23 protein-coding genes are annotated in these 23,381 nt (G+C 75.6%); 8 read left to right on the plus strand and 15 right to left on the minus strand.

What is annotated here, in order from left to right:
* Positions 1 to 45: 45 nt before the first annotated feature.
* Positions 46 to 909, plus strand: coding sequence for a formate dehydrogenase accessory sulfurtransferase FdhD (gene fdhD / locus ACIBPC_RS15740; RefSeq protein ID WP_398844774.1), 864 nt, complete (start codon positions 46 to 48; stop codon positions 907 to 909).
* Position 910: 1 nt separating this feature from the next.
* Here fdhD and ACIBPC_RS15745 read toward each other — a convergent pair whose 3' ends face one another.
* Positions 911 to 1,924 (minus strand): bile acid:sodium symporter family protein, encoded by a 1,014-nt coding sequence (locus ACIBPC_RS15745; protein ID WP_398844776.1) that lies wholly within the window; start codon positions 1,922 to 1,924, stop codon positions 911 to 913.
* 198 nt (positions 1,925 to 2,122) lie between these two features.
* Here ACIBPC_RS15745 and ACIBPC_RS15750 point away from each other — a divergent pair, with 198 nt between their 5' ends.
* Positions 2,123 to 2,920, plus strand: a complete 798-nt coding sequence (locus tag ACIBPC_RS15750) for an aldo/keto reductase (RefSeq protein ID WP_398845600.1) — start codon at positions 2,123 to 2,125, stop codon at positions 2,918 to 2,920.
* A 187-nt stretch (positions 2,921 to 3,107) separates the two neighbouring features.
* Here ACIBPC_RS15750 and ACIBPC_RS15755 read toward each other — a convergent pair whose 3' ends face one another.
* Positions 3,108 to 5,216 carry an alkaline phosphatase family protein gene (locus ACIBPC_RS15755; protein ID WP_398844778.1) on the minus strand — a complete coding sequence of 703 codons (2,109 nt, stop codon included), beginning with the start codon at positions 5,214 to 5,216 and terminating at the stop codon, positions 3,108 to 3,110.
* A 134-nt stretch (positions 5,217 to 5,350) separates the two neighbouring features.
* On the opposite strand from ACIBPC_RS15755, the gene ACIBPC_RS15760 reads away from it, so the two are divergent.
* Together ACIBPC_RS15760 and ACIBPC_RS15765 are read left to right on the plus strand one after the other, a co-directional pair.
* Positions 5,351 to 6,127 carry an MBL fold metallo-hydrolase gene (locus tag ACIBPC_RS15760; RefSeq protein WP_362966429.1) on the plus strand — a complete coding sequence of 259 codons (777 nt, stop codon included), beginning with the start codon at positions 5,351 to 5,353 and terminating at the stop codon, positions 6,125 to 6,127.
* Between the two features lie 5 nt (positions 6,128 to 6,132).
* Positions 6,133 to 6,813 carry a DedA family protein gene (locus ACIBPC_RS15765; RefSeq protein ID WP_398845603.1) on the plus strand — a complete coding sequence of 227 codons (681 nt, stop codon included), beginning with the start codon at positions 6,133 to 6,135 and terminating at the stop codon, positions 6,811 to 6,813.
* A 10-nt stretch (positions 6,814 to 6,823) separates the two neighbouring features.
* On the opposite strand, the gene ACIBPC_RS15770 is transcribed toward ACIBPC_RS15765, so the two are convergent.
* Positions 6,824 to 7,867 (minus strand): MBL fold metallo-hydrolase, encoded by a 1,044-nt coding sequence (locus ACIBPC_RS15770; RefSeq protein ID WP_398844781.1) that lies wholly within the window; start codon positions 7,865 to 7,867, stop codon positions 6,824 to 6,826.
* A gap of 180 nt (positions 7,868 to 8,047) precedes the next feature.
* Between ACIBPC_RS15770 and ACIBPC_RS15775 the strand changes: the two genes are divergently transcribed.
* Positions 8,048 to 8,851, plus strand: coding sequence for a methyltransferase domain-containing protein (locus ACIBPC_RS15775; protein ID WP_362966433.1), 804 nt, complete (start codon positions 8,048 to 8,050; stop codon positions 8,849 to 8,851).
* Between the two features lie 18 nt (positions 8,852 to 8,869).
* On the opposite strand, the gene ACIBPC_RS15780 is transcribed toward ACIBPC_RS15775, so the two are convergent.
* From ACIBPC_RS15780 to ACIBPC_RS15800, 5 genes are all read right to left on the minus strand, one after another.
* Complete coding sequence (locus tag ACIBPC_RS15780; RefSeq protein WP_362966435.1) at positions 8,870 to 9,352, minus strand: anthrone oxygenase family protein; 483 nt, start codon at positions 9,350 to 9,352, stop codon at positions 8,870 to 8,872.
* An 83-nt stretch (positions 9,353 to 9,435) separates the two neighbouring features.
* Positions 9,436 to 9,684: a hypothetical protein gene (locus ACIBPC_RS15785; protein ID WP_362966437.1), complete on the minus strand. Its 249-nt coding sequence runs from the start codon at positions 9,682 to 9,684 to the stop codon at positions 9,436 to 9,438.
* 117 nt (positions 9,685 to 9,801) lie between these two features.
* Positions 9,802 to 10,221: a CBS domain-containing protein gene (locus tag ACIBPC_RS15790; RefSeq protein WP_398844786.1), complete on the minus strand. Its 420-nt coding sequence runs from the start codon at positions 10,219 to 10,221 to the stop codon at positions 9,802 to 9,804.
* Between the two features lie 140 nt (positions 10,222 to 10,361).
* Positions 10,362 to 10,916, minus strand: a complete 555-nt coding sequence (locus ACIBPC_RS15795; RefSeq protein ID WP_398844789.1) for a DinB family protein — start codon at positions 10,914 to 10,916, stop codon at positions 10,362 to 10,364.
* A gap of 52 nt (positions 10,917 to 10,968) precedes the next feature.
* A complete protein-coding gene (locus ACIBPC_RS15800) occupies positions 10,969 to 11,454 on the minus strand; it encodes a hypothetical protein (RefSeq protein ID WP_362966443.1) in 486 nt (161 codons plus the stop codon).
* 271 nt (positions 11,455 to 11,725) lie between these two features.
* Between ACIBPC_RS15800 and ACIBPC_RS15805 the strand changes: the two genes are divergently transcribed.
* Positions 11,726 to 12,139 (plus strand): SRPBCC family protein, encoded by a 414-nt coding sequence (locus ACIBPC_RS15805; protein WP_398844791.1) that lies wholly within the window; start codon positions 11,726 to 11,728, stop codon positions 12,137 to 12,139.
* Between the two features lie 13 nt (positions 12,140 to 12,152).
* On the opposite strand, the gene ACIBPC_RS15810 is transcribed toward ACIBPC_RS15805, so the two are convergent.
* The 5 genes from ACIBPC_RS15810 to ACIBPC_RS15830 form a co-directional block, all read right to left on the minus strand.
* Positions 12,153 to 14,201, minus strand: a complete 2,049-nt coding sequence (locus tag ACIBPC_RS15810; protein ID WP_398844793.1) for an LpqB family beta-propeller domain-containing protein — start codon at positions 14,199 to 14,201, stop codon at positions 12,153 to 12,155.
* A 47-nt stretch (positions 14,202 to 14,248) separates the two neighbouring features.
* Positions 14,249 to 15,643 carry a M20/M25/M40 family metallo-hydrolase gene (locus ACIBPC_RS15815; RefSeq protein ID WP_398844796.1) on the minus strand — a complete coding sequence of 465 codons (1,395 nt, stop codon included), beginning with the start codon at positions 15,641 to 15,643 and terminating at the stop codon, positions 14,249 to 14,251.
* Positions 15,636 to 16,472, minus strand: a complete 837-nt coding sequence (locus tag ACIBPC_RS15820; RefSeq protein ID WP_362966451.1) for a M55 family metallopeptidase — start codon at positions 16,470 to 16,472, stop codon at positions 15,636 to 15,638. The genes ACIBPC_RS15815 and ACIBPC_RS15820 overlap by 8 nt, the downstream gene beginning before the upstream one ends.
* A 103-nt stretch (positions 16,473 to 16,575) precedes the next feature.
* Complete coding sequence (locus ACIBPC_RS15825) at positions 16,576 to 19,023, minus strand: SpoIIE family protein phosphatase (protein WP_362966453.1); 2,448 nt, start codon at positions 19,021 to 19,023, stop codon at positions 16,576 to 16,578.
* Positions 19,024 to 19,067: 44 nt separating this feature from the next.
* Positions 19,068 to 19,526, minus strand: coding sequence for an SRPBCC family protein (locus tag ACIBPC_RS15830; RefSeq protein ID WP_398844800.1), 459 nt, complete (start codon positions 19,524 to 19,526; stop codon positions 19,068 to 19,070).
* 207 nt (positions 19,527 to 19,733) lie between these two features.
* On the opposite strand from ACIBPC_RS15830, the gene ACIBPC_RS15835 reads away from it, so the two are divergent.
* On the plus strand, positions 19,734 to 20,753 hold the full coding sequence (locus ACIBPC_RS15835) for an Rv2578c family radical SAM protein (protein ID WP_398844803.1): 1,020 nt from the start codon (positions 19,734 to 19,736) through the stop codon (positions 20,751 to 20,753).
* Between the two features lie 522 nt (positions 20,754 to 21,275).
* Here ACIBPC_RS15835 and ACIBPC_RS15840 read toward each other — a convergent pair.
* Positions 21,276 to 22,046 carry a hypothetical protein gene (locus ACIBPC_RS15840; protein ID WP_398844805.1) on the minus strand — a complete coding sequence of 257 codons (771 nt, stop codon included), beginning with the start codon at positions 22,044 to 22,046 and terminating at the stop codon, positions 21,276 to 21,278.
* Entirely contained in the window at positions 22,046 to 22,738 is a 693-nt protein-coding gene (locus ACIBPC_RS15845) for a hypothetical protein (RefSeq protein ID WP_398844808.1), read from the minus strand. The genes ACIBPC_RS15840 and ACIBPC_RS15845 overlap by 1 nt, the downstream gene beginning before the upstream one ends.
* A 207-nt stretch (positions 22,739 to 22,945) precedes the next feature.
* On the opposite strand from ACIBPC_RS15845, the gene ACIBPC_RS15850 reads away from it, so the two are divergent.
* Positions 22,946 to 23,365 (plus strand): DUF6234 family protein, encoded by a 420-nt coding sequence (locus ACIBPC_RS15850; RefSeq protein ID WP_398844810.1) that lies wholly within the window; start codon positions 22,946 to 22,948, stop codon positions 23,363 to 23,365.
* The last annotated feature ends 16 nt before the right edge of the window (positions 23,366 to 23,381 follow it).

Consider the following 23,381-nt stretch of genomic DNA (forward strand, 5'->3'; position numbering starts at 1 on the left):
CCCCCGCGCGGCGTCCCCGGCGCCGCGCGGGGGCATGATGGCCGCATGGGAAGGGTCACCGAACGCCGCCGCGTCGTCCGCGTCAGGGACGGCGCCCTGTCCGAACGGGCCGACACCCTGGTCGGCGAGGAGCCGCTGGAGATCCGGGTGAACGGCCGCCCCCTCGCCGTCACGATGCGCACGCCGGGCGACGACTTCGCGCTCGCCGCGGGCTTCCTCGTGTCCGAGGGCGTGCTGGGGGCGCGCGGCGAGCTGTCGCGCGTCACGTACTGCGCGGGCGCGACGGGCGAGGACGGCGCCAACACGTACAACGTCGTGGACGTCCGGCTCGCGGACGGCGTGACGCTGCCCGACGGCATGCTCGACGGGCTGGAGCGGAACGTCTACACCACCTCGTCGTGCGGCGTGTGCGGCAAGGCGAGCCTGGACGCCGTGCGCACCACCGCGCGCTGGCCGCTGCCGCTGACCGGCGGGCCGCGCGTGCCGCACTCGGTGCTCGCGGCGCTGCCCGACCGGCTGCGGGAGGCCCAGCGGGTCTTCGACCGCACGGGCGGCCTGCACGCGGCGGCGCTGTTCACCGCCGAGGGGCGGCTGCTCGACGTGCGCGAGGACGTGGGGCGGCACAACGCGGTGGACAAGCTCGTCGGCCGCGCGCTGGAGCAGGGGCTGCTGCCGCTGTCGGACGCGGTGCTGCTGGTGTCGGGCCGCGCCTCGTTCGAGCTGGTGCAGAAGGCGGTGATGGCCGGCATCCAGGTGCTCGCGGCGGTGTCGGCGCCGTCGTCGCTGGCCGTGGACCTGGCGGCGGAGGCGGGCCTGACGCTCGTCGGCTTCCTGCGCGGCGCGTCGATGAACGTGTACGCGGGCGCCGAACGCCTGGTGCTCCCCGCCCGGCAGGGCGCCGGGGCCTGACTCAGCCGGACGCGGCGTCGTCCGCCGTCTCGCGCGCGGCCGCCGCCCGCGCCTCCGGATCGCGGGACCAGCGGCGCGCGAGGACGGCGCAGACGATCAGCTGCATCTGGTGGAACACCATCAGCGGCAGCACCGCCAGCGCCGCGTGCGCGCCGAAGATCACACTGGCCATGGGCAGCCCGGCGGCGAGGGACTTCTTGGACCCGGCGAAGACGATCGCGATCCGGTCGCCGCGCCCGAAGCCGAGCCGGCGCGCGCCCCAGCGGGTCAGGGTGAGCATGCACGTCAGCAGGACGGCCTCGACGCCGAGCAGCGCGAGCAGCCGGGGCCAGCTCACCTCGTGCCAGACGCCCGCGTTCATTCCCTCGCTGAACGCCGCGTAGACCACGACGAGGATCGAGCCCCGGTCGACCAGGGACAGCACCGCGCGGTGCCGCCGCACCAACCCGCCGATCCAGCGCCGCAGGAGCTGGCCGAGCACGAACGGCAGCAGCAGCTGGAGCGCGATGCCGAGCAGCGCGTCGGCCGAGAAGCCGCCGCTGGCGCCGATCAGCGTGGCGGCGAGCAGCGGGGTGACCAGGACACCGATGATGCTGGAGAACGACCCGGCGGCGATGGCGGCGGCGACGTTCCCCCTGGCTATCGACGTGAAGGCGATCGAGGACTGGACCGTCGAGGGGACCAGGCACAGGAAGAGCAGGCCCTCGTAGAGGTCGTGCGGCAGCAGCCAGGGTACGAGTCCCCTGGCCGCCAGGCCGAAGAGCGGGAAGAGGAGGAAGGTGCAGCCGATGATGGTGAGGTGCAGCCGCCAGTGCCGCAGCCCGTCCACCGCCTCCTGGGTGGACAGCCGCGCGCCGTAGAGGAAGAACAGCAGCCCGATGAAGCCCGTGGCGGCGCCGTCCGCCGCGTCGGCCGCCGGGCCGCTCGCGGGGAGCAGCGCGGCGATTCCCACCGTGCCGAGCAGCAGCACGATGTACGGGTCGATGAAACGGGCCAGTCTGCGCACGGCGGACATTCTCTCCTCCCCCGCACGACCGGTCCCACCGGGCCCGTCGAAGCGCGCGGCAGACCGTGGGCCACCGGGACGAACAGCCCCTCGATCATTCGGCGGCGACAAGCCACGGCACCGACAAGACACAGCCGATCAGAGAAGGACAGTCAGCACGTGAGCACTCCAGCGATCCCCACCGTCCGTCTCACGGACGACGTCACGATGCCGCAGCTCGGCTTCGGCGTCTTCCAGGTCCCCGACGACGAGGCCGAGTCCGCCGTCACCGCCGCCCTGGCGGCGGGCTACCGCAGCATCGACACGGCCCAGGCCTACGGCAACGAGGAGGGCGTCGGCCGCGCCCTCGCGTCGTCGGGACTGCCGCGGGAGGACCTGTTCATCACGACGAAGCTGTGGAACAGCGCCTCCACCGCCTGGACACGCGACGCGGTCCTGCGGGAGTTCGACGCCTCGCTCGCCCGCCTCGGCCTCGACCGGCTGGACCTGTACCTGATCCACTGGCCGCGCCCGATGCGCGACGACTACCTGACGGTCCTGCGCGCCTTCGCCGAGATCCCGCGCGAGCGCCTGCGGGCGTTCGGCGTGTCCAACTTCACGCCCGCGCACCTGCGCCGCCTGAAGGACGAGACCGGCATCGTCCCGGCGCTCAACCAGATCGAGCTGCACCCCTACTTCCAGCAGACGGAGACCCGTGCCGCCGACGAGGAACTCGGCGTCGTCACCGAGGCCTGGTCGCCGCTCGGGCAGGGCAAGGGCTTGCTGGACGACCCGGTCATCGCCTCGGTCGCCGGGAAGCACGGCGTGACGCCCGCCCAGGCCGTGCTGCGCTGGCACCTGCAGCTGGGGAACGTCGTCATCCCCAAGTCGGTGACGCCCTCCCGCATCCGCGAGAACCTCGACGTCTTCGGCTTCGAGCTGGACGGCGACGACATGACGGCGTTCGCCGGCCTCGACCGGGACGGCCGCGTCGGCCCGCACCCGGACGAGTTCGACGCGGGCTGAGCCACGCGCGCCACCGCCGTCCCGCGCGGCGGCGGTGGCGCGTCGGACCGCGCCGTGCGCCGGGGAGATCTCCTCGATCCGCTCGTAGGCCTGCGTGATCTCCTGCTCCGTCAACGGCTTCGCCGCCATGCGACCGCACGCACCGTTCCCGCCGTCGGCTCCCGCGTCCGGGCTTCGGCGCGCGACGCTACGGCGCGGCCGGTGCCGGAGTGCCCGTTCGGCGCGCCGAGTGGGCCATCGCCTCGTGCAGCCAGCGCCGCAGCACCCGGTGGACGGACTCCGCGCCCACCAGTTCGCCCGGCGGCTCGGCGCCCGCCGCCGGGACGGGCGGGGACAGCGACAGCGGCGACAGCAGGAACGCGCGGTTCTGCTCGCCGCCGAGCCCGCCGTGGCAGCCGAGCTGGGTCTCGAACGCGTGGACCGCGCCGCTGTCCGGATCGACCGCCGAGTTGATCATCAGATCGGCGGTGTGCGGGAACGACGCCGCCCGCCGTACGGCCGCCGCCGCGCCGGGCCCGAAGGGCGCCAGCGGGTCGGCGCCCCGTACCTCGCCCGAGTCGAGCCGGAACTCGGCGCCGTCCGCGCCCAGCACCACGGGGCCGTGCGCCGCGCTGTGCACCAGCACGAAGCCGATCCCCGGATGGGACGTGAGCGTCGGCAGCAGCGCGGGGTGGAGCGCCTCGATGGTCTCCCGGTCGGCGCGTCCCGGCAGCCCGGGGAACGAGACGAGCCCCAGGTTCCCCGAGCCGAGCACGACCGGCGCGGGGGCGCTGCCGGGGTCCGGGTCGCCGGGCAGCGGCCTCGGCACCTCGCGTTCCGGCCGCCGCAGCGCCGCGCGGGCGGCCTCCCGCGCCTCGGCGCCCGCCTCGGGACGGCGGGCCGGACGCGCCCCCTCCCCCGCCGCGACGGGCCGCCCGCACCCGGCGCGCACCAGGCCGCCGAGCGTCTGCCCGTAGGCCGACTCGAACGTCTCGCCCTGGCTCTGCCCGTGGTCCGACAGCAGCACCAGGTGGTACGGGCGCGGGGCGTACTCGATGGCCTCCGCCACCGCCGCGACACACCGGTCCAGGGCGCGGAGCACCTGCCGCGTGTCCCGGCCGCGCGGCCCCGAGTGGTGGGCGACCTCGTCGTAGGCGACCAGGTCGGCGTAGACGGCGGTGCGGCCGTTCAGCACGTCGCCGACGACCGCCGCCGTCACGACGTCCCGCTGCACGACCGTCGCGAACGCGCGGATCAGCGGGTAGAGCCCGCCGCGGCCGACGCGCGGGCGCACGCCGCGCAGCCGCGCCCGCAGCGCCTGGCAGGGCTCGCGCACCAGCTCGGCCAGGAACGACGCGGCGGTGCGGACGGCGTGCGCCGGATCGGAGAAGTACGCGAAGTACCCGGCGCGCGACCGCTGGCCCGGTGAGCGCCGCGCGGCCATGGACAGTACGAGCGCGACCTGCTCGGCGCCGCCGCTGAAGAGGTTCCCCCGGCTCGCGCCGTCGTACGCGAGCAGCCCCGGGTCGCCGCTGCGCGTGACGGCGCGGCGCTGCAGCTCGGCGGCGCTGGACGGGCGGTTGCTGACGACGACCTCGCCCGACTCCTTCTCGTACCAGCGGAACGCGGGCACGTCGTGGTTGCTGCCGTGGAGGATGGCGAGCTGCGCGGCGCCCGTCTGGCTCGACCAGTCGGTGCGCCACGGCGTCAGCCGGTGGGTGGTGCCGTACAGCCCGGCCAGCGTGGGCATCAGCGGGCGCGGGCCGGTGAGCGCCTCGGTCAGCACGTCGTACCCGATGCCGTCGAGCTGGAGGAAGACGGTGCCGGCCGCGCGGGTGCGCGGCGGCGTGCCCCGGGTCGCGCGCCAGCCCGCCAGGCGCCGCATCCGGCGGCGCTGCTGCCCGCGCACGCGGACGGCGAGGAACGTGCTGGTGGCCGAGGACACGGTGGACATCACGGCGGCGATCACCACCGCCGTCCCGGTCGGCGGCCCGCCGCGCCCGGCGGGGACCACGCTCAGCGCGAAGACGAGGAACCAGCCGTTGAGCAGGAAGACCAGCACGCCGAGCGCGAGGGCGGGCGCGAGCAGCAGCGCGCGGACCAGCCAGGGCCACACCAGCGCGTTGAGCAGGCCGAAGAGCCCGGCGCCCGCGGCCGCGGTCACGCCCACCTTGGTGAAGCTGTCGCCGTCGGCCGACTGGAGCGAGAAGTCCGGCATCAGCCAGGCGAGCAGGACCAGCGTCACCGTGCTGGCCGCCCAGACGACCAGGACCCGCAGCAGCACCGCCCCGCCGTTGCGCCACCCTCTCACCCGCACCTACCGCCTTTCCTCCGGACACCAATTCTCCACATCGCTCCCCGTCCGTCCCGCCCGCGTGCCCACCCTGGCATCCTGGACCCGTACGACTGGACGCGGACGCGTACGACGTGCCGGGGCGGAAAGGGGACGCGGTGCCGGTGGACATCACCTGGTGGGGCCACGCGACCGTCACCATCCGCGACTCGGGCACCAGCGTGCTGACCGACCCGCTCCTCACCCGGCGCCTCGCCCACCTGCGCAGGCGGCGCGGCGCCCTGCCGTCGTCCGCGACCCGTACGCCCGACGCCGCCGTGATCTCCCACCTCCACGCCGACCACCTGCACATCCGCTCGCTGGCGCGGCTCGCGCCCGGCACGCCGCTGCTCGTGCCGCGCGGCGCGTGCCGTGCCGTGCCGGGGCTGCGGCGGCTCGCGGGGCGGCTCGACGTGTGCGAGGTGTCCGCCGGGGACAGGGTGCCTGTGGGGCGGGTGACCGTGCGCGCGGTGCCCGCCGAGCACGACGGGCGGCGGCTGCCGTTCGGCCCGAGCCGCGTCCCGGCGCTCGGGTACGTGGTGGAGGGGGAGGCGCGGACGTACTACGCGGGCGACACCGACCTGTTCGAGGCGATGGAACGGGAGACCGGCCCCGTCGACATGGCGCTGCTGCCGGTCGGCGGCTGGGGCCCGGGGCTCGGGCACGGCCACATGGACGCCGAGCGCGCCGCCGAGGCGCTGGCGCGGCTGCGCCCGCGCGACGCGGTGCCGGTGCACTACGGGACGTACTGGCCCCTGGGGATGACGTGCGTGCGGCCCCACGAGTTCCACTCGCCCGGCGACGAGTTCGTGCGGCAGGCCGCCAGGCTGGCGCCCGGGGTACGGGTGCACCGGCTCGAACACGGCGGCAGCGTCCGGCTCGGGGTGCGCGGGTGACCCCGGTGGTGACGGGCCTGGGCCTGGGCACGGCGGGCCTCGCCGCCTCGGGCACGGTCACGCCGGAGGCGACGCAGCAGGCGACGGCGTATCCGTCGCTGTTCCTGCTGGTGCTGCTGGGGGCGCTGGTGCCCGTGGTGCCGACCGGCGCGGCGGTCAGCTCCGCGGCGGCGGTCGCGGTCCACCACGCGGACCCGCTCCTGGCCTCGTTCGGCGTCTTCGTGACGGCGGCGGCAGCGGCGTTCCTCGGCGACGCGACGCTCTACTGGCTCGGCGGGCGCGGCGTCAGGTCGCGGAACGGGTCGCGGTGGCTCGACCGCATGCACGAGCAGGTCGCGCCCGACCGGCTCGTCCGCGCGGAGGAACGGCTCGCACGGGGCAGTACGACGGTCCTGCTCGTCTCCCGGCTGGTGCCGGCCGGGCGCATCCCCGTGATGCTCGCCTGCCTGCTGGCGCGGATGCCGATGCGGACCTACCTGCGCGGAAACCTTCCTGCGGCCCTCGCGTGGGCAGCGACGTACCAGCTGCTCGGCATGCTGGGCGGCGCGCTCTTCCCCCACCCGTGGCAGGGCGTGGTCGCGGCCGTGTCGGTGACGGTGCTGATCGGCGCCGCGCCCGCCGTCTGGCGCCGCCTGCGCGGTCCCGGCGGCGACGGCCAGGACGGGGGGCGGGCGGCGCGGGCGTGACACCGGCGCGCTACTCGTCGGGGCCGAGCACGCGGGAGCCGCCCACCGGGAGGTCCCACAGCTCGGCGGCGGGGCGCCCGGTGGCGCGCCAGGCGGTCCGCAGGCGGATCAGGGGTTCGAGGGGCGGCTCGGACGACAGCAGGAACGTCGCCCAGTGCATCGGCGCCATCCGCCGGGCCCCCACGTCCGCGCAGGCGCGGACCGCCGCCTCCGGGTCGGTGTGGACCGGGCCGAGCAGCCACGGCGGGTCGTACGCGCCGATGGGCAGCAGCGCGATGTCCACCGGGCCGAAGCGCGCACCGATGTCCAGGAGGAACGGGCCGTAGCCGGTGTCCCCGGCGAAGTAGACGCGCCGCCCGCGCGGGTCGGTCATGACCCAGCCGCCCCACAGCGAGCGGCAGGTGTCGAGCAGGGTGCGCTTGGACCAGTGGTCGGCGGGCACGAAATCGAACCGTACGGTGCCGCCGCCGGGCGCGGGCAGCTCGGCGGCCTCCCACCAGTCCAGTTCGGTGACGCGCGCGAACCCCCGGCGGCGGCACCAGGCGGCCAGCCCGGCCGGGACGAACAGCGGCGTGTCGCGCGGCAGGCGGCGCAGGGTCGGCAGGTCCAGGTGGTCGTAGTGGTTGTGGGAGATGACGACCGCGTCCACAGGCGGCAGGTCCTCCCACGGCACGCCGACGGGGGTGAGGCGGGGTGGCGTGGCCAGGATCTTCGTCGACCAGACGGGGTCCGTGAGAACGGTCAGGCCGCCCGTGCGGACGACCCAGCTCGCGTGCCCCGCCCACGTCACGGCGATGCCGCCGGGCGGCGCGTGGGGCAGCGGGCCGGGGGCGTACGGCAGCCCGGCGGTGCCGCCGACCGTCGCGGCGGACGGGCGCAGCGCGCCCCGGCGGGCGGCGCGGACGAGGGTGCGCAGCCCGGGGAGCGGCGCGGTCAGGCGGTCGGCGAAGTCGCGCGGCCAGCGGCGGCGCTCGTACAGCGGGCGGAGCGCGGTGGGCGGCGTGGCGGGGCCGGCGGGCCGTGCCCGTCCCGTGCGTCGCGGCCGGTCCGGCATGCGGCTCCTTTCCCCGGCCGTCCCGCCGGTCGTCGCGCCGGTCCCTCCCCTCCCCCCATGGACCGGTACGCCGGGGGCGGGCGGCAATCCAGCGCCCCCGGCACTGGGCCGATCCGGTGAACGCGTCCGCATTCTGGAACATTGTTGCTCACCATGCGAGACAGGAGGAGAGTGCGGGGCATGCCGGAAGCCACGTACACCCATGGACATCACGAGTCGGTGCTGCGCTCCCACCGCTGGCGCACCGCGGAGAACTCAGCGGGCTACCTGCTGCCCGAGCTGCGCGCGGGGCAGGCGCTCCTGGACATCGGCTGCGGCCCCGGGACCCTGACGGCCGACCTCGCGGAGCGCGTCGCGCCCGGCGAGGTGACCGCCGTGGACCGCGCCGAGGACGTGCTCGCCGCGGCCCGCGCGGAGGCGGAGGCGCGCGGGCTGACGTCCGTGCGGTTCGCGGTGGCGGACGTGCACGCGCTGGACTTCCCGGACGACTCGTTCGACGTCGTGCACGCGCACCAGGTCCTCCAGCACGTGGCCGACCCGGTGCGGGCGCTGGGCGAGATGCGGCGGGTGTGCCGCCCCGGCGGCGTGGTCGCCGTGCGGGACGTGGACTACGCGGCGATGACCTGGTACCCGGAGGCGCCGGTCCTCGACGAGTGGCTGGCGCTGTACCGGCGGGTGGCGCGCGCCAACGGCGGGGAGCCGGACGCGGGACGCCGCCTGCTGTCCTGGGCGTACGCGGCGGGCTTCACCGACGTGACGGCGACGGCCTCCGCGTGGTGCCACGCGGAGGCCGTCGAGCGTGAGTGGTGGAGCAGCCTGTGGGCGGACCGCACGACGTCCTCCGACTACGCGCGGCACGCGGTGGACGGGGGCCACGCGACGCCGGAGCTGCTGGAGTCCGTCGCGGCGGCGTGGCGGGAGTGGGGGGCGGCGGCCGACGGCTGGTTCTCGTCGCTGCACGGCGAGCTGGTCTGCCGGGTCTGACGGCCGCGCCCCCGGTGCTCACCGCCCCTGGCGCCACAGGTGGATGCCGAGGGCGGCGAGGACGACGGTCGCGGTGCTCGCGACCGTCCGCAGGGCGTTCCACCGCGCCCAGCGGCCGGAGAAGTCCGCCCACGCCTCGGGCGACGGCGTGGCGGCGGCCAGGACGTCGTTCATCGGCACGTTGACCGCGCCGGTGGGCATGAAGACACCGAAGACGTACACGGCCGCGGCCACGAGGAACAGCACACCGGCGGCGCGGTGCCCCATCGACAGCAGCAGCGCGCCCGCCCCGGCCGCGGCGAGCGGCACGCCGACGAACGCGGTGAGGAACAGCGGGTTGAGAATCTTCTCGTTCATGCTCTGCATCGCCCGGACGGCTTCGGTGGGGTCGATGGCGTCGAGCCCCGGTATGACGGAGACGGAGAAGCCGAAGAACGTCCCGGCCATCAGGCAGCCGAGGACGACGGTGAGGAGGACGGCGACAAGCGCGAGAATTATCATGAAGATCATTCAAGCACCAGGTCAACACCGGTCACATCGTTTAAACGCTCACCCGCATGCGCGCACGTCGCACGCGCCGCCGGCTAGCGCCCCTGGTCGCGGTTGCGCATGTGCGCCCAGTACAGGCCGCAGATCAGGCCGATCAGGGCGGTGGCGAACAGGGCCAGCCACAGCGGCATCGTCACCTCGGGCACCAGGAGCCTTATCCTCGTGCGCCGGGTGTTCTCGAAGATGAAGACGAGCGTCAGGACGGCGAGAGCCGCGATGATGATGCGGCCCCGCGTCCAGAACGCCCGGGGCGTTCCGGTGCTGCTGCGCGGGCTGGACGTCATGACACCAGGATGCGAGCGGTGGCCGGAATCCGCCTGGCGGGAGGGACCGCGCCGGGGGCCCGGCGGCGATGCGCCGGGTCCCCGGGGGCGGTCCGGTGGACGGACCCGCGCCGCGCGTCAGGCGGCGTAGACGCTGACGACGAAGTCGGCCAGCTGGTCGTCGGACAGCTCACGGGCCAGGTCGGCCTCGCTGATCATGCCGACGAGCCGCTTGTCGCCGTCGATGACGGGGAGGCGGCGGACCTGGGCGTCGCCCATCTCGTGCAGAATCTCGTCCAGCTCGGCGTCCACGGCGATCCAGCGCGGGGTGCCCTGCGCGAGGTCACCGGCCGTGACCTGCGACGGGTCGCCGCCGGTGGCGACGCAGTCCACCACGATGTCGCGGTCGGTGATGATGCCGGACATGCGCTCGTCGCCGTCGCTGACGGGCAGCGCGCCCACGTTCAGCTCGCGCATGAGCTGGGCGGCCCGTTCGAGGGTGTCGTCCTCGGAGATCCACTGGGCGCCGGGGGTCATGATGTCGGCGGCGGTGGTCATGGGACTTCCTCCTGTTCGTCGACTGTGCGGGGATCTCTCCCCTGCCGTGGGGAGCCGTGTACCCCTTTGTCCCGCTCGCCATGAGTGCCGCGGTCTGCGCCGTTCGGGCGATGTGCCCGTCCCGCGCCGCCGCACGGGCGCTACACGCCGTTCTCGCCCGTCCCGCCGTCGGCCAGCTCGCGGACGATGTCGAGGTGGCCCGCGTGGCGCGCGTACTCCTGGAGCAGGTGGTGGAGTATCCAGCCGAGCGTCGGCGCCTCCTCCTCCTGGAACCGGCCGCCGGCCGGGGCAGTGTCGGCGAGGTCGGCGGCCGTGACGATGGCCCGGGTCCGCTCGGCCTGGTCGCGGAACAGGCGGGTGACCTCGGCGACCGTCAGCCCCTGCGGCACGGTCCACCGGCCGTCCTGCCGGTGGTCGTCCCACGGGTCGGGCACGTCCTCGGAGAGGAAGCCCCAGATCATCAGGCGGCGTTCGACGCGCTGGAGGTGCCAGAGCAGCTGGAGCGGCGTCCAGCCGGACGGGAGCCGGGAGCTGCCGAGCTGCTCCTCCGTCAGTCCCGCGACCTTCGCGAGTAACACGCCGCGGTAGTGGTCGAGGTAGCCGAGCAGCAGTTCCTTCGGGTCGCTGACCCGGGGCGAGGGCTCGGGGGCGGCGGTGGGGGCGGTGGGGCCCGTGGGCGTGGTGTCGGGTGTCATGCCGGGAAGCATGCCCGCCGCCACGGGCGCCGTCACCGGTGACCTGCCAGGGTCACCTCCGTCCGCGCTGCCAGGCGCGGGCGCGCTGGTAGGCGTCCCAGTCGTCGGGCGGGTACGTGGCCTGCGGGGCGGCGAGGCAGACGTCGATCTCGACGCCGACCTCGGGGCCGAACCAGGACAGGTCGCGGATGAGCGCCAGGGCCTCGACGGTCCGCTCGCCCAGCGGGCGCGCCATCCGGTCGACCCCGCCGGGCAGGCCCGCCGGGCGGGCGGACGCCTGCTCCTCGGCGCGGGCGGCGGCGCGGTCGAGCCCGGCGGCGCGGTAGCCGACCGCCCTGGCGAGCGCCTCGGCCGCGCGGGCGGCGGCGGAGTGCAGCTCGCGGATGCCGGTGAGCGTCTGCTGCGGGCCCCCGGCGGAGCGGTCGTACGCGGCGGGCCGCCCGTGCAGCTCGTCGAGGCGCTGCTGCTCCTCCCCCAGCAGCCGGACGGCGGACTCCAGCGCGCGCAGCGCCGTCGTCATCTGTTCGATCTCAGCCATGCGTCCCTTTCCGGTCCTTCCTTCGCCCGCGGACGGGCCGCCGGGCGCGTTCACCCCGCGTGTCCGCCCGGTGACGGTACCGGGCGGGGGCGGTGTGCGCGGGCGGCGCGGCCGTGGCGGTGTGTCCGCGTCCGCCGTACGGAAGGGCGGCGGCGCGGCGGGCGCCGATCAGTTCGACGGGTGGACGGGCGGACGCGGGCGTGCTCCGCCCGCGGGAGGACGGCCGTTTCGTCCAAGAGCGCGGCGGCCGCGGTGCCCTACCGTCACGGGCATGCACGACAGCAGCGGGGAATCCCGCCACCTCAGCATCCGCATCGCCCGTACCCCCCGGGACGTCTACGCCTACGCCTCCGACCCCGCCAACCTGCCCGCGTGGGCGCACGGCCTGGGCCGGTCCGTCCGGCGGACCGGCGGCCGCTGGATCGCCGACGAGTCCCCGCTGGGGCGCGTCGGGATCGACTTCGCGCCGCCGAACGACCTGGGCGTGCTCGACCACGACGTCACACTGCCCTCGGGCGAGGTCGTGTACAACCCGGTCCGTGTGATCGCCGACGGGGCGGCGAGCGAGGTCCTGTTCACCCTGCGGCGGCGGCCGGGCATGGACGACGCGGACTTCCGGCGTGACGGGGAGGCCGTCGCCGCCGACCTGGCCCGGCTCAGGGAGGTGCTGGAGTCCGCGTCCTGAGCCGGGGCGCAGGTCAGGCCGTCACGCCCTCCGCCGCCGTTCCCGTCATGCCTGCCGTGCCCGCCGTCAGGGCGAGCGGCGGGACGTCGGACCGTTCGATGCCGAACGCCGCGCAGTACAGAGCAAGTTCGGCTTCGAGCGCGCGCCGGATGGTCTCCGCCCTGCGGAAGCCGTGGCCCTCCCCCTCGAACGTCAGGTACGCGTGCGGCACGCCGTGCTCCGCCACCTCGGCGAGGAAGCGTTCGGCCTGGGCGGGCGGGCAGATCACGTCGTCGAGCCCCTGGAGGAGCAGGAACGGCGCGGTGATCCGGTCCGCGTGCCCGACCGGGGAGCGGTCGCGGTAGCGCTCCGGCACCTCCGCCAGGGGCCCGACCAGGGACTCCAGGTAGTGGGACTCGAAGTCGTGCGTCTCGTCCTCCGCCCAGCCGGCCAGGTCGAGGATCGGGTAGCTGATGGCCCCGCAGGCGTAGCGGCCCGCGACCGAGGGGGCGACCAGGGAGGCGGCCGTCGTCCAGCCGCCCGCGCTGCCGCCCCTGATGGCGATGCGCGCCGGGTCGGCGGCGCCCTCGTCGGCGAGCGCGGCGGCCACGGCGGCGCAGTCCTCGATGTCCACGACGCCCCACTCGCCGCGCAGCCGCTCGCGGTAGGCGCGCCCGTAGCCGGTGGAGCCGCCGTAGTTGACCTCGGCGACGCCGATGCCGCGCGAGGTGAAGTAGGCGATCTCCAGGTCGAGGACGAGCGGCGCGCGCGAGGTGGGCCCGCCGTGCGCCCAGATGACGTACGGGGGCAGCGCGCCGTCCGTGCCCGTCGTGGCCGGGTGGCGCGGCGGGTAGACCTGCGCGTGGACCTCGCGGCCGTCGGGGCGGGTGACGGTCCCCGCGCGCGGCAGCGGGTAGTACGCCGGGTCGACCGCGTCGCGGTGCTCGTGGGCGAGGACGACGCAGTGGCCGGTGGCGGTGTCGAGGCGGACGATCTCGTGGTCCCGGTCGGGTCCGGCGGCGATGCCGGTGACACGCGTGCCCTGGACGGCGAGGGACGGCTGCCACTCGGTCCACGGTCCCGGCACGTCGGCCAGCTCGCCGCTCGCCGGGTCGAGCACGCCGAGCCTGGCCCGGCCCTTGCCGTGGAGCACGGCGAGCGTGCCGTCCGCGAGCGGCGCGAACCAGCGGTACCCGATGCGCCACAGCCCGTCGGCGAACTCCTCCTCGCGCGCGCACAGGGCGGTCATCGCGCCGCTGTCCTGGTCCACGCGGTACGGGTTCCACCAGCCGCCGCGGTCGCTGACCGCAAGCAGCGTGCCGTCCGGCGCCCACTCGGCCTGGGCGACGGACTCGGTGTCGCCGCCCGCGAGGACGCGCGCGCCGCTGAGCAGGCGGGCGCCGTCCGTGCCGCGCGTGACGTCGGCCAGCATCAGGTCGGTGCCGTCCCAGGGCATGCGCGGGTGGTCCCAGCCGAGCCAGACGGCGCGGCGGCCGTCCGGGGAGAGCCGGGGTCCGGTGACGAAGCGGTGCCGCTCGGGCGCCAGCTCGCGCAGGGCCGACCGGTCACCTGCCGCCGACCCGTCCAGCGGGACGGCTACCGGCACGCGGCGCACGTCGCCGGGGCCCTCCCCGGTGAACTCCTCCAGCACGCACCACACCTCGTCGCCCTCGACGCGCAGGTCGCCGAAGCGCAGCCCGCCGCCGACCGGTGACAGGGGCGTCAGCGGGCGCGGCTCCTGGCCGCCGGGCGCATCGGGCTCGACGGCGTACAGCCGCTGGTCGGCGAAGTGGGCGAAGACGGCGAGCGGGCCGCCGTCCTCCCGCGCGACGGCGGCCCACGGGACGCCGCCGTACTCGATGAGGCGGCTGCGGACGTTCCACGGCGCGGGGAGCACCGGCTCGGGCGCCCCGGCGTCCGGCGCCAGCCGCACGAGGGCGCGCCGTCCGCCCTCGGCCGGGCGCGGCTCGGTCCACCACAGCTCGTCGCCGACCGCGCCGACGTACTCGGGCTTCCCGTCGTGGTCCGCGACGAGGGCGGCGTCGATGGGCGAGGTCCAGCTGCCGTACGGTGCGCGGTCCATGGGTCTTCCGTCTCCTTGTCGCGGCCTGTGGGGCGCCGGGCCCGTGGTCAGAGGGCGCGCAGCGCGCGGTCGAGCACCCGTGTGCCGAAGTGGAGGGCGTCCACCGGCACCCGTTCGTCCACGCCGTGGAACATCGCCTGGTAGTCGAACCCCTCGGGCATCCGCAGGGGCATGAAGCCGTAGCCGCTGACGCCGAGGCGGGAGAACTGCTTGGCGTCCGTGCCGCCTGACATGCAGTACGGGATGACGTGCGCGCCGGGGTCGAAGTGCAGCAGCGCCTCGCTGAGGGTGGCGAACGCCGGGCCGTCCACGGGTGCTTCGAGCGGGATCTCGTGGTGCTGGTACGACCAGGTGACGTCCGGGCCCGTCAGCTCGTCCATGGTCGCGGTGAACTCGTCCTCCCAGCCGGGGAGGACGCGGCCGTCCACGTGCGCGGTGGCGCTGCCCGGGATGACGTTCACCTTGTATCCGGCGGCGAGCATCGTGGGGTTGGCGCTGTTGCGCAGGGTGGGGGCGACGAGGCTTCCCGCCGGGCCGATCGCGGCGACCAGCCCGTCCAGGGCGGGCGCGAGGACGGCCGGGTCGTCGTCGTCCAGGTCGGGCAGGGGCACGCCGTAGAGGGCGGCCAGCTCGGTGAGCGCGGCGCGGACGGTGGCGGTGAGGCGCGGGGGCCAGGTGTGCTCGCCGATGCGGTGGACGGCGGCGGCGAGGCGGGTGACGGCGTTCTCCCGGTTGACGCGCGAGCCGTGCCCGGCGCGCCCCGGCGCGGACAGGCGCAGCCACGCCGTGCCGCGCTCACCGGTGGCGACGGGGTAGATGCGGCGGCCGTCGCCGGGGTGGAACGTGTAGGCGCCCGACTCGCCGATGGCCTGGGTGCAGCCGTCGAACAGGTCGCGGTGCTCGCCGACGAGGAAGCCCGAGCCGTAGTCGGCGGTGTCCTCCTCGTCCGCCGTGAAGGCGAGGACGATGTCGCGGCGCGGCCTGATCCCGGCGCGCGCCCAGGCGCGGACGACGGCCAGGACCATGGCGTCCGAGTCCTTCATGTCCACGGCGCCCCGGCCCCAGACGACGCCGTCGCGGATCTCGCCGGAGAAGGGCGGGACGCTCCACTCGGACGCGTCGGCGGGCACGACGTCCAGGTGGCCGTGGACGAGGAGGGCGTCGGTGGCCGGGTCGGAGCCGGTGACGCGCGCGACGACGTTGGTGCGGCCCGGGGCCTTCTCCAGCAGCAGCGGTTCGAGGCCCGCCTCCGCCAGCCGTTCGGCGACGTACTCGGCGGCGGGGCGTTCGACGCCGTCGCCGCCGCCCCGGTTGGTGGTGTCGAGGCGGATGAGGTCGGAGGTGAAGCGGACCGCCTCGTCCAGCGCCGTGCCGTCGACGTGCCCCGCCGTGTCCTGGCCCGTGTCCTGGTCCGTGTGCCGTCCCGTGCGCTGCTCAGCCATACCATTCCTCCACCGCGGCGGACACCATGGTGGTGACCGTCTTGAAGCACCGGATTCCGTCGTACATGGTCGCGGCCCGGTACGCCACGCGGCACGGGCCGGTCTGCTCGACGCCGGGGACCAGGGCGGCGGAGCCCGCCAGGTGCTCGGCGTCGAACTCGATCTCGATCAGGCGCTCGCGCGGCGGCTCGGGGTCGTGGCGCGTGGCGAGCGCGACGGCCTTGGCGGCGCCCGCGCGGATGTCGGCGGCGGTGCGCGCCGGGGTGCGGCACACGGCGGCGTAGCGCGACACGTAGTCCTTGACGGCGACGCCCACCGCGCCGGGGGCCCAGCGCGCGGCGTCGTCGCAGGTGCGGTCGTCGCCGGTGACGAGGACGACCGGGGTGCCGTACTCGGCGGCGACCAGCGCGTTCAGCAGGCCCTCGCTCGCCCGGACGCCGTCCACGAAGACGCCGGTCAGCGAGTTGCCGAGGTAGGTGTGGGCGAGGACGCCCTCGTCGCCGGCGCCCGTGTGGTAGCCGATGAACGCGATGCCGTCGATGTCGCCGTGCTGCACTCCCTCGACCATGCTGAGGGCCTTGTGGCGGCCGGTGAGGAGCTGGGCGCGGTCGTCCAGCCGCTCCAGCAGGAGGTTGCGCATCGTCATGTGGGCCTCGTTGACGATCACCTCGGTGGCGCCGCCGTCGTGGAATCCGGCCACGGCCGCGTTCACGTCCGAGGTGAGCAGCGGGCGGCAGCGCTGCCACTCGGGCGTCCCCGGCAGGCAGTCGGCGGGCCAGGTGACGCCGGTGGCCCCCTCCATGTCGGCCGAGATGAGGATCTTCGTCATGCCGCGCCACGTTACCCGGCGGCACCGACAATCAGCCAGATCGACGGCCGGGGGCGGCGGCACGGGCGACGGCGCCGGGGACGCCGCCCGCGCCCCCGGCAGCTCAGCGGCGGCCGCCGGGCAGGTCCTGTTCGAACCACACGGTGGTGCCGTGGTCGGTGTGCCCGCTGCCCCAGCTCCGCGCCAGCCTGCTGACGACCTGGAGGCCGCGCCCCGACTCGTCGCCCGGCGCGGGGCCGAGCAGCGCGGGCCGCTCGTGCCCGTCGTCGGTGACCTCGCAGACGAGCGTGTCGGCGCGGACGAGGCGCAGTTCGACGGGCCCGCGCCTGGCGTGGCGCAGGGCGTTGGTGACCAGCTCGCTGACGAGGAGGGCCGCCGTGTCCGCCGCCGCCGCGAGCCCCCACTCCCGCAGCCGCCCCCGGACGAGGTGCCGCGCGTGCGGGACGTACGCGGCGTCCAGGCCGAGGCGCCAGAACGCCACGTCGCCCGGCGCGACGCGGCCGAGGCGCGCGGTCAGCAGGGTCGTCCCCGCGTCCCGCGCGCCCGCCGTGGCCGCGGACAGGGCGCGGGCCACGGCGTCACAGGTGGCGTCGGCCCGCTCCATGGCGCGCCCGGTGGGGAGTTCGGGGTCCACCGAGCGGACGGCGATGTCGCACAGCGTCGCCAGGCGGGTGCCGGGGCCGCGCCCGCGCACCTCGGCGAGCCCGTCGGTGCACAGCACGAGCCGGTCGCCCTGGAGCACGGGGACGGTCACGGCCGTGAAGGGCACGCCGCCCACGCCGATGGGGGCGCCCGCGGGCAGGTCGAGCGCCCGCGCGGGGCCGTGGGCGCGGATCAGGACGGGCGGGAGGTGTCCGGCGGTGGCGACGCGCAGCTCGGACCTGATCGGGTCGTGGACCGCGAACAGGCAGGTGGCCAGCGGCAGGTCCCCGACCCGGTGGGCGAGGTCGTCCAGGGCGCGCAGCAGGTGCGCCGGGTCGGCGTCGAGCGCGGCGAGGGTCTGGACGGCCGCCCGGTAGCGGTGGGCGGCGGCGAGGGCCCCGGCGGGGCCGTCGTCGGACAGGCGGCCGAGGACGCGCCCGGCGACCAGGGCCGTACGGCAGCCGGGCAGCCGGATGACGTCGGACCACTCGCCCGCCGCGCCGCCGATGCGGGTGCCGGGCAGGAGGCGGCTGGCGGTGGTGCAGCCGAACGGGCGCGGGAGGACGGGCCCCGCGGGCTCGGCGTACAGCGACCGCAGGCGGGCGTTGTCGAGGACGAGCCCGGCGCGGCCGGCGATGTCGGCGCCGGTCTCCAGGTCCGCCTCGGTGAAGCCGGGCCGCTCGGGGTGGCGCAGCAGGACGACGAAGCCGAGGACGGACCGTCCCGCCGTGAGCGGCACGGCCAGCAGCGACCGCCGCGTGACCTGCGGCGCGATGTCCTGCGGCCCGAACGGCGCGGTGACGGTCCGCGCCTGCGCCTCGGTGACGCGCGGCACGAGGACGGGGCGGCCCGTCGTCACGCAGTCGGCGAACGGCGTCCCGGCGGGCAGCGCCGCTCCCCGGTCGGCGCGCGCGGCGGCGTGGCTGCCGCCGCCCGGCGCCCCGGCGCGTTCGACGGTGACGCGGTGCCAGCGCGTGCCGGGGGGCGGCGGGCCCTCGGGGACGGCGGCGCCGGTGACGACGTCGTCGCGCAGATACGTTCCCGCGATGTCGGCGAAGCGGGGGACGAGGGCGCGCCCGAGCGCCTCGACCGCGCGGCCGGGGTCGGGGCCCGCGGCGGCGCCGACGGCGCGCAGCACGGCGAGCCGCTCCCGCAGGTCGGCCGGGTCGGCGGCCGTGGCGGCCGGGCCGGTGTCCTCCTGCGCGTCGTCCCCGCCGTCTTCGGCCGGGGCGGACGCGCCCCAGCCGGGGAGGACGGGCTCCCAGCGTGCTTCCTTCCTGAGTTCGAGGAACGGGTAGCCGTGGGTCACGACCTGGCGCGCGACGTGCCCCGCCTCCTCGCGGGGCATGGGCAGCAGCGCGGTCAGGCCGTCGCGCAGCCGGTCGGCGTCGGCCCGTTCGCCGTGCGGCCCCAGCACGGGCGCGAACGCGGCGCGGCCGGTGCGGCGGACGGCCGCGCTGTCCGCCGCGAGCAGCAGGACGCGTGCGGTGCCCGGCCCGCGCAGCGGGTACGCCCACCACAGGATCTCGCGGCGGTACGGCCTCGCGCCCGTGCCCCGGGTGGAGAACCAGCCGGCCGCCGGGTCGGCGAAGGTCGTCATGTCGGTGCCGAAGATGGTCTCCTTGCGGTGCGCCGGGTCGAGCGGCCCGCCGTCGTCGGGACCTGCCGGGTACGCGGGCCCGGTGTCGCGGGCGGACGCGACGGGCATGACGTCCACCGCGCGGCGGCCGACCGCGGCGGCGTGCGGCACCTCGAAGAGCCCGGCGGCGCCGCTGTTCCAGTGGGCGATGACGGCGGCCCCGTCGAGGACGACGACGGCGACGGGGATGCCGCCGCCCGTGCCGTCTGTGCGATCCGTGTCGTCCGTGTCCGGGTCGCCCGGCTGGGGCGGGTCCTGTCCGGCGGCCACCGGCGTCTCCTTCGGTGCGGAAGCGGTCTCGGACGGCCTCGGCGTCAGGCGCCCGCCGCCATGTGGGCGGCGAGGTTGTCGAGGATCTGGTCGTAGGCGGTGCCGAGGACGCGCGGCGCGAAGGTCCGTTCGAAGAAGCCGCCGATGCCGCCGGCGCCCTGCCAGGTGCTGCGGACGGTCACCAGGGCGGCCTTGTCCGCGCCGCCGCTGGCGGGTTCGACGGTGTACTCGGTGACCATGGTCGAGTTGCGGTCCTTCTCGACGAGGCGGCCCTCGCCCGGCTCGCTGATGTCGAGCAGGCAGTCGCGGACCCGCCGCGACGTGGCGTGGAAGCGCAGGCGCACCACGGTGCCCGCGCCGTCGCCGCCCTCCTCGACCGCGTAGTCCGTGAACCGTTCCGGCAGCAGCCGGGGATGGACGCCGCGGTAGTCCGCCAGCGCGTCCAGAACGTCCTCGTGATCCGCGGCGATCTCGCGCCGCCTGACGACCTCGATCTGTCCCATGCCCCAAGCTCCTGCCGTCGTACGGGATGTGACGGTCAGCCAACCATCCGTGCGTGGGGATGCCCAAATCCGCAGGCGGGGGGCGCGCGCTCGGCGCGGGGGAATCCGGCTTGACACCCGCGATTCGAACATGTGTCCTAGACGCACGATAAACGAATATCTGTTCGAACGACGGTCGGCCGTGCGTCGGCAGTGAGGAGGCCCGCGATGCGCTGGAACAACCTGGGCGACGACACCCCCGCCGCCGCGCCCGCGCTGTTCGGGACGGACGTCGTCACGACGACGGTCGACACCCCCGAGTTCCGGGGGATCACGTTCCACGAGGTGCGGGCGCGTTCGATCATCAACCGCGTCCCCGGCACCTCGCGGATGCCGTTCGTCTGGACGGTGAACCCCTACCGCGGCTGCTCGCACGCGTGCGTCTACTGCTTCGCGCGCAAGACGCACAGCTACCTGGACCTCGACACCGGCGCCGACTTCGATTCGCAGATCATCGTCAAGGTCAACGCGCCGCAGCTCCTCGCGCGCGAGCTGGCGGGCGGCCGCTGGCACGGCGAGCACATCGCGATGGGCACCAACGTCGACCCGTACCAGCGGGCGGAGGGCCGCTACCGGCTGATGCCGGGCATCATCGCGGCGCTGCGCGACCGCGCCAACCCGTTCTCCATCCTCACCAAGGGCACGCTGATCCTGCGCGACCTGGAGCTGCTGCGGCAGGCGGCCGACGTGACGGACGTCGGCGTGTCCGTGTCGGTGGGCTTCACCGACCCCGAGCTGTGGCGCACCGTCGAGCCGGGCACCCCGGCGCCCGACAGGCGGCTCGGCGTCGTCAGGGCACTGCGGGACATCGGCATCCCGTGCGGCGTCCTGATGGCGCCGATCCTGCCGTACCTCAGCGACTCCCCCGCCCAGCTGCGGGAGACGGTCCGCGCCATCGCGGCGGCGGGGGCGGCGTCCGTGACCCCGCTCGTGCTCCACCTGCGGCCGGGGGCGCGCGAGTGGTACATGGCGTGGCTGGCGCGGCACCGCTCGGACCTGGTCAGGCGGTACGAGGTGATGTACGCGGGCGGGGCGTACGCGCCCAAGTGGTACCAGCGGCGGGTGACGCGGGAGGTGCACGAGCTCGCCACCGAGTACGGCATAGGCCCGGCACGCCGCGGCGGCCACCGGGCGGTGCCGGAGCCCGCGCCGCGCCCCGAGCCGGGGACGCAGCTCACGCTGCTGTAGGGCGCGGTCAGCCCGGCCGGGCCGTCACCGCGAGCGGGCGCGGCGTGTGCCGCGTCGTAGCGATCCGGCGTGGCCCGGTCTGGCGCTGTTCCGGTCGGCGCCGCGGATGCCAGGACCCGACGGCATCCCACCGGCATGCGCACGGGTTCCGCCGTACCGGCCGCACGCCGCCCACCACCTCGGCATCGCCTGGGAAGCACCGGGGCGCGGCCGTGAACCGGCGGGGCGGCGAAGGCGCTTCACGTGCACCGGCCGGTGCTTTGACGGCACAGGTGCCTGAAGCGCGCCCGGCCGGGGTGGCGCACGTCTCTGTCACCGGCCGGGGCCGCGCGGTACGCCCCGGAAGCAGCGACGGCGCCGCCCGGCCGGCCGCACGGGGTGGTTCTCATCCTGTCCAGGCGCGGCGGCCAGCGGCGGCCGGACCGGACGGTCTCGCCGTGGCACGGCGGTCCGGCGGGGCCGGGCATGCGTGGCGGCCCCGAGGCGTGGGATACCCGGGGCCGCCGGCTTGGGGGGCGTCGCTCAGGCGCTGAGCAGCCGCTCCATCGTGTCGCGGTAGTCCAGCATGATCACGCGCCACTTCTCGGTGTCGAGGTCGCCACCGTCCTGGTGGGAACCGTTGGCGCCGTTGCCGTTCGCGCCGTTCTGCTCCCAGTGGGTCCGCATCGCCTTGCGGCGCTCGGTGAGCGAGGCGGTGATGCGGGCGACGGCCGTTTCGAGCACCGTGTCCGCCTCGGCGACGGACTGCCTCGGGCTGTCGACGAACGCGCCGACCGCGTGCTGGAGTTCGGCCCGCAGCCGGGCCGCCTCCGACGCCGGGATGAGCCCGTCGCCCAGGTCGCCCGCCGTGAACTGCCCGCCGTCCCGCGTGCCGTTGTGCGCGCTGTCGCCGCGTGTGCTCTCGTACGCACTGGTCTTGCCGGTGTCCCGCGTGGTGCCGTGGGAGGAACGGTCGGCCGTGCCGCCGTACGTGCTGCCGCCGAACTCGCCGGCGCGCTCCCGCTTGTCGGCGGTCCTGTCGGCGGTGCCGCGGCCGCTCGTGGACGTCCCGGTGGCGGGCCCGTCCGGGGCGTACGGCGTCGTGCCGTGCGCCGGGGTCTTCTCCGTCGTCGGGGTGTTCTTGCCGGACAGCGGGGTCACACCCCTCTTCTCCTTGGTCGTGTCACGTTCCGTGTCCCGCGCGCTCTCCGTGCCCCAGGCGCGGTCGGCGCCGGTGCCGGTGTTCGTGCTGGTATCGGTGCTCGTATTCGTGCTCGTATTCGTGCTCGTGCGCTCGTTCTCAGGCTTGTTCATCACGCACCACCCTTCGTCGGTGTACCGGTCACGCCGTCGTGCCGCGCGGGACCGGCGGTCCGCTGGTGTCCTGCCGTCCTGCCGGGCCGGTTGCGCACGAGGGTGGCCATCCGCCCGCCCTTGTGCTGCTGGTGCTGCGGCTGTGCCCCGTCCACGGTCCGGTCGCTCAGCAGGTCGTTGAACAGACCCCGCGCCTGGACTATGGCCGCCCGCAGCTCCTCCGTCACCGTGCCGTCCGCCGGCTCGCGCCCCGCGAGGGCGTGCACCGTGCGGTATCCCTCGACGTGCCGCGGGTGGTGCACGGACAGTGCGGCCACCTGGTCGTCGTACGCGTGCGAGGGGTAGCCCCGGTCATGGATGAGCTGGGTCAGCAGGTGGTCCGCCTCGGCGACCGCGCCGCCGGGCGACTCCACGAACTTCTCCTGCACCCGGGCCCACCGGGTCTGGTAACGCTCCCGGTCCTCGGCCGACAGGGGCCGGAGGTCGAGCCGTCCGTGCTGCTTCAGCCGTGCGGCCAGTTCTTTCCGTGCCGCCTTGGCGTCCCCGTTGTGCCGGGCGACCGCCCGGTCGTACTCGGGCCCGAAGCGGCGTTGCAGTCTCCCGGTTCCGGCAGGCCCCGCGGACGGCGCCAGCACGAGCGCCAGGAGTGCGAGGACGACCACGGCCAGGATGATGATCACTACAGTCGTCATGACTTCCCTTTCGCAGGAATCCTCTTGCGCGAGGTTGTCGTGACCCTCCGGTTACCCGAGCGCGGCCTTCCAAACGTACGAGTCGCCGACCTGGTTGACGCCGCGCGCCGCCGATCCCCCGGCGCGCGGCGCGCGTTGGCCGGTGCGGGCCCGCGGCACCCTCCGCGCGCCCGGCGCACGCGGGGCGCGTGAGGCAGAATGCGAGCCGTGACCAACTCAGCGCGTGTGAACGGGGCCAAGCGGGCCGGGCGCGTCGCGGGCGACGTCCTGCTCGCGCTGGCCCTGCTCGCCGCCGAGGCGGCCGTCGGCGCGATCGTCCTCTTCCTGCTGATCATGGACGGCTGGGGCGAACCGGCCGAGGACCGGCCGTTCCTCATCGCCCTCGGGGCGGGGGCGGCGCTGACCGGGACGTGCGCCGTGTTCCTCCTGCGCGCCCGGCTGCCGGCCGCCGGGCTGACGCAGGGGCTCCTCGCGGTGGCGTTCGCGGGCGTGGCGCTGTTCGGGATCGCGTCGGCGGACGGCACGGGCGGCTCGGGCGGGAGCGGCACGGACGGCACGGGCGGTACGGGCGGTCCCGGCAGCGCCTGCCGCAGCGGCGGCGACAGCCACGAGTGCCTCGGCGGCTGAACCGCCGCCCGGCGCG

Origin of the sequence: Streptomyces sp. NPDC049879 (assembly GCF_044461265.1) — a bacterium.
Lineage (GTDB): Bacteria > Actinomycetota > Actinomycetes > Streptomycetales > Streptomycetaceae > Streptomyces.